The 6,717-nt window shown below is 66.4% G+C and carries 4 protein-coding genes and 5 tRNA genes; 2 read left to right on the forward strand and 7 right to left on the reverse strand.

What is annotated here, in order from left to right; translation table 11 throughout:
* The 7 genes from thrS to QZV72_RS00700 all read right to left on the reverse strand — a co-directional run.
* Window positions 1-1,939: threonine--tRNA ligase (thrS, locus tag QZV72_RS00670; protein ID WP_297004021.1), on the reverse strand; the 1,939-nt coding region annotated here is incomplete at its 3' end.
* A 244-nt stretch (window positions 1,940-2,183) separates the two neighbouring features.
* Window positions 2,184-3,449, reverse strand: coding sequence for a Dyp-type peroxidase (locus QZV72_RS00675; RefSeq protein ID WP_297004015.1), 1,266 nt, complete (start codon window positions 3,447-3,449; stop codon window positions 2,184-2,186).
* Between the two features lie 80 nt (window positions 3,450-3,529).
* Window positions 3,530-4,105 carry a copper resistance CopC family protein gene (locus tag QZV72_RS00680; RefSeq protein WP_297004016.1) on the reverse strand — a complete coding sequence of 192 codons (576 nt, stop codon included), beginning with the start codon at window positions 4,103-4,105 and terminating at the stop codon, window positions 3,530-3,532.
* Between the two features lie 255 nt (window positions 4,106-4,360).
* Window positions 4,361-4,436, reverse strand: a tRNA-Gly gene (locus tag QZV72_RS00685).
* A gap of 38 nt (window positions 4,437-4,474) precedes the next feature.
* Window positions 4,475-4,546 (reverse strand) — tRNA-Val (locus QZV72_RS00690).
* Between the two features lie 7 nt (window positions 4,547-4,553).
* A tRNA-Cys gene (locus tag QZV72_RS00695) sits at window positions 4,554-4,625 on the reverse strand.
* A 71-nt stretch (window positions 4,626-4,696) separates the two neighbouring features.
* A tRNA-Gly gene (locus tag QZV72_RS00700) sits at window positions 4,697-4,769 on the reverse strand.
* A gap of 420 nt (window positions 4,770-5,189) precedes the next feature.
* Between QZV72_RS00700 and QZV72_RS00705 the strand changes: the two genes are divergently transcribed.
* Window positions 5,190-5,261: transfer RNA gene (locus QZV72_RS00705), tRNA-Val, on the forward strand.
* Window positions 5,262-5,496: 235 nt separating this feature from the next.
* The coding region (locus QZV72_RS00710; RefSeq protein ID WP_297004018.1) for a glycosyltransferase family 87 protein at window positions 5,497-6,717 on the forward strand (1,221 nt) is incomplete at its 3' end.

Consider the following 6,717-nt stretch of genomic DNA (forward strand, 5'->3'; position numbering starts at 1 on the left):
AGGTGACCCAGTCGGTGATGATCCGCACGGCGTCCTCCTTGGGGACACCGTTGACCTGGGTGCCGTCGAGGAAACGGAAGCTCACCGCACCCACCTCGACATCCCGCCCACCGGCCAGCAGCATGAAGGGCACCTTGCCGGTGGTGTGGTTACGGATCTTCTTCTGCATGCGGTCATCCGAGGTGTCCACCGCCGCCCGGATCCCGCGACCGCGCAGTTCGGCGGTCACCTCCTCCAGGTAGGGGATGAACTCGTCGGCGACGGGGATGCCGGACACCTGGTGCGGGGCGAGCCACGCCGGGAAGGCTCCCGCGTAGTGCTCCAGCAGGACGCCGAAGAAGCGCTCGATGGAGCCGAACAGGGCGCGGTGGATCATCACCGGACGCTGCTTGGTTCCGTCGGACGCGGTGTACTCCAGATCGAAGCGCTCCGGAAGGTTGAAGTCGAGCTGCACAGTGGACATCTGCCAGGTACGGCCGATGGCGTCGCGGGCCTGGACCGAGATCTTCGGACCGTAGAAGGCGGCGCCCTCCGGATCCGGCACCAGCTCGAGACCGGACTTCTCCGCGACCGCCCGCAGCGTGTCGGTGGCCTTCTCCCAGATCTCGTCGGAACCGACGAACTTCTTCGGGTCCTTGGTCGACAACTCCAGGTAGAAATCGTCGAGACCGTAGTCCTTGAGCAGCGAAATGATGAACTCCAGCACGGTGGTCAGCTCAACCTCGAGCTGGTCTTCAGTGCAGTAGATGTGTGCGTCATCCTGGGTGAAGCCCCGGGCACGGGTCAGACCGTGGACCACGCCGGATTTCTCGTAACGGTAGACGGTGCCGAACTCGAACAACCGCAACGGCAGTTCACGGTAGGACCGGCCGCGGGAGGCGAAGATCAGGTTGTGCATCGGGCAGTTCATCGGCTTGGCGTAGTAGTCGACGGCCTGCTTGGTGATGTTGCCGTCGGCGTCCCGTTCCTCGTCGAGCTTCATGGGCGGGAACATGCCGTCGGCGTACCAGTCGAGGTGACCGGACTTCTTGAACAGGTCGCCCTTGGTGATGTGCGGCGTGTTCACGAAGGAGTAGCCCGAGGCGATGTGCCGGCGACGCGAGTGCTCCTCCATCTCCAGGCGCACGGTCGCGCCGTCCGGGTGGAACACCGGGAAACCGGAACCGATCTCGTCGGGGAAACTGAACAGGTCAAGCTCCTGGCCGAGGCGACGGTGGTCGCGCTTCTCCGCCTCGGCGAGCATGGTCTGGTATTCCTCGAGGGCTTCCTTCGACTCCCAGGCGGTACCGTAGATCCGCTGCAGACCGGCCAGCGACTGGTCCCCGCGCCAGTAGGCGGCCGAGGTGCGGGTGAGGGCGAAAGCGGGGATGTAGCGGGTGGTGGGCACGTGCGGGCCACGGCACAGGTCGTACCATTCGACCTCGCCGGTCCGCGGGTTGACGTTGGAGTACGCGGTGAGCTCCCCCTCCCCGACCTCCACGGCGGCGTCGCCCTCGGGGATGTCCCCGCGGGACTTGTCGTCGACCAGCTCCAGCTTGAACGGCTCCTGGAGATACTCCAGGCGGGCGTCCTCCACCGAATCGTAGGCCTTGCGCTCGAACTTCTGGCCCGACTTGATGATTTTCTTCATCGACTTCTCGAGCTTCCTGAGGTCCTCCGGGGTGAAGGGCTCGGCGGGCTCGAAATCGTAGTAGAAGCCGTTCTCGATGGCGGGGCCGATGCCCAGCTTCGTCCCCGGGAACTCCTTCTGTACCGCCTGGGCCAGGACGTGGGCGCAGGAGTGCCGGATGACGCCGCGTCCCTCGTCGGTGTTCGCGGGGACGGTGGTGACCTCGGTGTCGACCTCCGGGGCAAAGGACAGGTCGCGGAGGTTCCCGTCGGCGTCCTTCACGCAGACGACGGCCTCCGGCCCCTTGTTCGGCAGGTCCAGTGGACGCATCGCGGCACCGGCAGACTCACCGGCGGGCACGGTGAAGGTCACCGTCGACACGGGGATCTCCGGGTTTCCGATTCCGTTACCGGCGTCCAGCGCTGATTCACTCACGGGTGGTGTGCTCCTTACATAAGAGGCGAAGACGGTCACATACCTGGTGACGGTCATAATTCCCGGACCACCTTACCCGCAGCGACCCCTGACTCCCCCACCGACCGCCGCAGGGCAGGTCAGTGCGCCGGGTCATCGGTCACGCCAGCACCGTCTCCCCCCAGTAGCCGTCCCCCGTCGTTCCCGGCGGGATGAAGAACACCGCTGAACCGACATGGGTGATCCACTCATTGAGTCGGTCCCCTCCGGAGAGCCGACGTTGAACGGTGATGAACGCAGGCTCCGGGTCCGGCTGGAAGCACGTGAAGATCAGACCGGAGTCCGACAGCCGGACCAGGTCCGCGTCCGCCAGCCCGTCACCGGTCGTCGGTGTGACCGGGAGGTCGTAGTTGTAGGCCCGACGCAGCAGCCGCTGGCGCTCGTCCCCGTCCTTCACCCCGGCAAGGGCGATGTGCGAGTGCACGTCGATCAGGGGCAGACCGTCGTCACCGACCGCCCGCAGGTCCGGGTCGTCATGCTCCTTCCCGCCGGACAACGGCGCGCCCTCGACGATGGTCCGGCCCATCGCCACTTCCCTGGTGGGCCGGTCCGCCGACTCCCACAACGGCATGTCGTAGGCGATCCTGCGCACGATCATGCAGGTGCCTCCGATGTGCGAGGGGTGGGACGCCGTGCGCTCCCCGATCCAGACCTGTTGATCGAACTCTTCGCCGGAGCGGGGATTCACTGTCCCGTCCTTGAACCCGAACAGGTTACGCGGGGTCCCCTTCGTGCCGTCCGCCTCCTCCGGGACATCCAGAAATCCCGTCTGGCTCCACGAAGGCCGGGCATAGTCCGCACCACCCCGGACGAACACCCGGAGTGCGTGGGACACCGTCGTCCGGTCGTCGCCGCAGATCTGCAGCACAACATCCCGGTCGCCCCACTTCGGGTCCAGCTTGTCCCCGGTGAAGGCCGGCAGCGGCTTCAGCCACCGCGGAGCCAGGTTCTCCCGACCCACCCGGCGGAAGAGACCGCGACCGAAACCGCAGGTGACGGTCAGACGACCGGTCGACGTGGACAGTTCGGGCTCCAGGTCCGCGAGCACCGGCTCCCCTGAACAGAGCCGCCGGGCATCCCCGGTCCATATCCGCAGCAGGCGTCTGACGCCCACAGCGTCGACGCCCTCGCGCAGGGTGAAGGCGACCGTCGTGTTGTGCGCCTGGACCGGGGTGGCGATGCCTGCCTGGTGGACGCCGTCGAAGTCCACCACGTCCTCGCCGTCGGAGCCGGACTTCCCCCCGTCATCCTCCGCGGCGCAGGCCGCCGTCACACCCACCGCCGCGGTGGCGGAGAACAGGCTCACTCCGGTGAGGAAGCTCCGACGGCTGAAACCCCGTCCGTCGGAACGGATGTTCGTGGTCATCGCCGCACCTCCGGTGAACGGGTCGGCGCGGGAAGCTGGGTCAAGCTGGGCATGGGTAGTTCCTTGTGTGTCAGATGTCGTCAGTCGTCCGACTTACGCAGTCGGGCGACGAGGGTGGTCAGGACGCCGAGCAGAACGATGACCCCGGCGACCGCCATGGCCGGCCTGGCCCAGTCCGGGAGACCGGACCCGCCGTCTCCGGAACCGGAGGCGTCGTCAGCTGGCGGATTGGGGTCCTCACCCTGCCCGGTGAGGGTGAAGTCGTAGCTGCCGCGGGTGGCGTGGCCGTCGGAGGAGGTGATCTGGTAGCCGACGGTGTAGACGCCGTCCCACAGTGTCACGTTTCCGGGGAGTGCGAGGGTGAGGACGTTCCTGTCGATCTCCGGGGTTCCGGAGAAAATGACGTCCTTCTCGCCCCCGTTGTCCCCGTGCTTCGACAGGGCGATGGTGTCGTAGGTACCGCGCGGCGCCGCCGAGAACGTCAGAACGAGTTTCTCCGGCGCGGTGTCCACGACCGAACCGTCCGACGGCTGCGCTCCGATGAGGGCGTCGTGGGCGACTGCGGCGGGCAGGAGAGCCGGGGCGGCGACCACGGGGACCGCGAGCAGACCTCCGGCGAGCACCGGGACTGCAGCGAGACGGTAGAGACGGGACATGTCTTCCTTTCGACTGGAAATATCCTCGGGAACGGGGCGGGGCCTACGTACAGTGGTCGTCCCGACGGCGAGGGAAGTTCCGGGGGCTCCGGGGCAGGGGCACCGGGAGGGGGTGGAAGATGGTCCTCCCACCGTGTCTTCCACAACCCTACCGACGTCGCCCCCGTTAACCCTCGCCGACCGATACGGAACGTGCGAGCGGGAACCGGACACGCCGAAGGGCCCCACCGGAAACCGGTGGGGCCCTTGGGGTCGTGGAGCGGATGACGAGACTCGAACTCGCGACCCTAACCTTGGCAAGGTTATGCGCTACCAACTGCGCTACATCCGCACATCAACTTCAGACCAGGTCCTCAGGGGACCTGCTCGTGCGCGATACTGGGATCGAACCAGTGACCTCTTCCGTGTCAGGGAAGCGCTCTCCCGCTGAGCTAAACGCGCGGGGGTGAGGTGGAAACGGGAATCGAACCCGTGTACACGGTTTTGCAGACCGTTGCCTAAGCCACTCAGCCATTCCACCGTGGCGTCGCCGCCTCGTTCGGACACTGACCCTACCTTGCCGGAGACCGGAAAGGAAAATCAATGATCCTGAGCGGATGACGAGACTCGAACTCGCGACCCTAACCTTGGCAAGGTTATGCGCTACCAACTGCGCTACATCCACATGCACCGACTGTGCGGTGCGGAAATGAACTATAGCGGTTCCACCCATCGGCCACAAACATGCAGGTGAGCGAAGTTCCGTGCGTCCCGCGCTGACACTCTCCCGCATCAGCTGACCACAACAGTGTCATTTTGCGGGTTCAACTGTCCGCCCCTAGGTCCGGCACCCGGATCCGGAGAAGAACCGGAACGGACCCATGATGGAATCCTGGCGGACCCGGAGAGCACCGGACCTGGACCACGCCACCCGACCGGCTCCGCATGCGGCGGCATCCGACGCGGCCCGCTGGAGTGGTTCCTCCTCCCCCATCGTCACCTCCGATGAAGCTCACTGCAGTGGAGGACCAGTTCGCCGCCACCTCTGACATGGGGGTTTGTGCACGAGGGGAGGTGAGGTGCTACATTTACTGCCGTTCCCGAGAGTCCCATAGCTCAGTGGAAGAGCGTTCCGTTCACACCGGAAAGGTCGCTGGTTCGAACCCAGTTGGGACTACAGTTCTCACGCCGCTGCCGGCTTCCGGCAGCGGCGTTTTCCGTGTCCGGGAACTCCTGCCGCCCCTGGTTGAACCACCCCCGATTGTCCCGGGACACTCCCAAGCCGACCGGGATGGCCTCCCCCACGGTAATACCCCGATAACATTCGCAGGGTGACTGCCTCGACGACAAGCCCCGCAACAGGCCCTTCCGCCGTACCTGACCCACCCGCCCCACCCGGCGGCGGTGGACCGGTGTCCCGCATCCTCACCCGTGCCGCCTGGCCCCTGGCGATCATGACCCTCATCCACCGGGTCGTGCTCTCCCCACGCAACGACCACCCCACCGATGACTTCACCACCGTCTGGTCGGCACTGAGTCGGTTCGTCGACGGCGCCGCCGTCTACGCCGAGGACTACACCACCGACGACCCCCACTACCTCTACTCCCCCGGCGGCACCCTGCTGTTGAGCCCGCTGGGTCTGCTCTCCCAGGGTATCGGGCGCAACGCGCTGATCCTGGCGGACGCTGTGTGCATCTTCCTGGCGCTGGCACTGCTCACCCTGCTGGTCGGACGCCGCCTCACCGGACCGGTCCTGCCTGTCGCAGTCTTCCTCGTCTTCGCCACCGAGTCGGTGACGAACACGCTGCTGTTCTCCAACATCAACGGCGTCCTGTTCCTCCTCGAGGTCGTGTTCCTCTGGCTGCTGCTCGTCGACCGCGGCCAGGCGTCCTGGCGGCTCCCCGGCAGGGGAACCGGCAGGGGGGTGCCGGCAGCGCGCATTCCGTGGGCCGGAATCCTCGCCGGCGTGGCCATCGGCCTCGCGATCACGGTGAAGCCCCAGTTCATCGTGCTGCTGTTCCTCCCGCTGGCGCGTCGGCAGTGGAGTTCGCTGGTCTCAGGAATCATCGTCCCCGTGCTGTTCATGGCGGTGGGCTGGCTCCTCGTACCGGACACCGGTACCTACGTCGACACCCTGCTCCCCTACCTCCGTGAGGTCCGCGACTACGCGAACTCGGCGATCCCCGGGGTCGGTGCCCACTACGGCTGGCCCGGTGCCCTGGTCCTGTCATGCCAGGTGCTGGTCGCGTTGTGCGTCGCCGTAGCCGTCCTCGGACTGCTGTGGTGGCGTGACTCCGACCCGTTCATGTGGGCGGCAACCTCCTCGGCGATACTGCTCGCCGGGGTTTTCCTCGTCAGCTCCCTGGGCCAGATGTACTACTCGATGTTGCTCGTGCCGATGCTCTTCTCGGTGCTCTGCCGTCGCTCGGTGATGCACCATGCCCCGATCTGGTTCGGTGTCTACTGCTGCCTTACCTGGGACTCCTGGCAGTCCGACCGGTGGCCGCGCCTCGGCGAGATCATGCACTACAGCTACGGCACCGTGGGCTGGTCCATCATCGTGGCCGCAGCCGCCGTCACCGTTACGGGTTGGCTCGCCGCCCGGCGCAGGACCGGCGGGCCGGTCGGGGCG

Source organism: uncultured Corynebacterium sp., from assembly GCF_902782855.1.
Lineage (GTDB): Bacteria > Actinomycetota > Actinomycetes > Mycobacteriales > Mycobacteriaceae > Corynebacterium.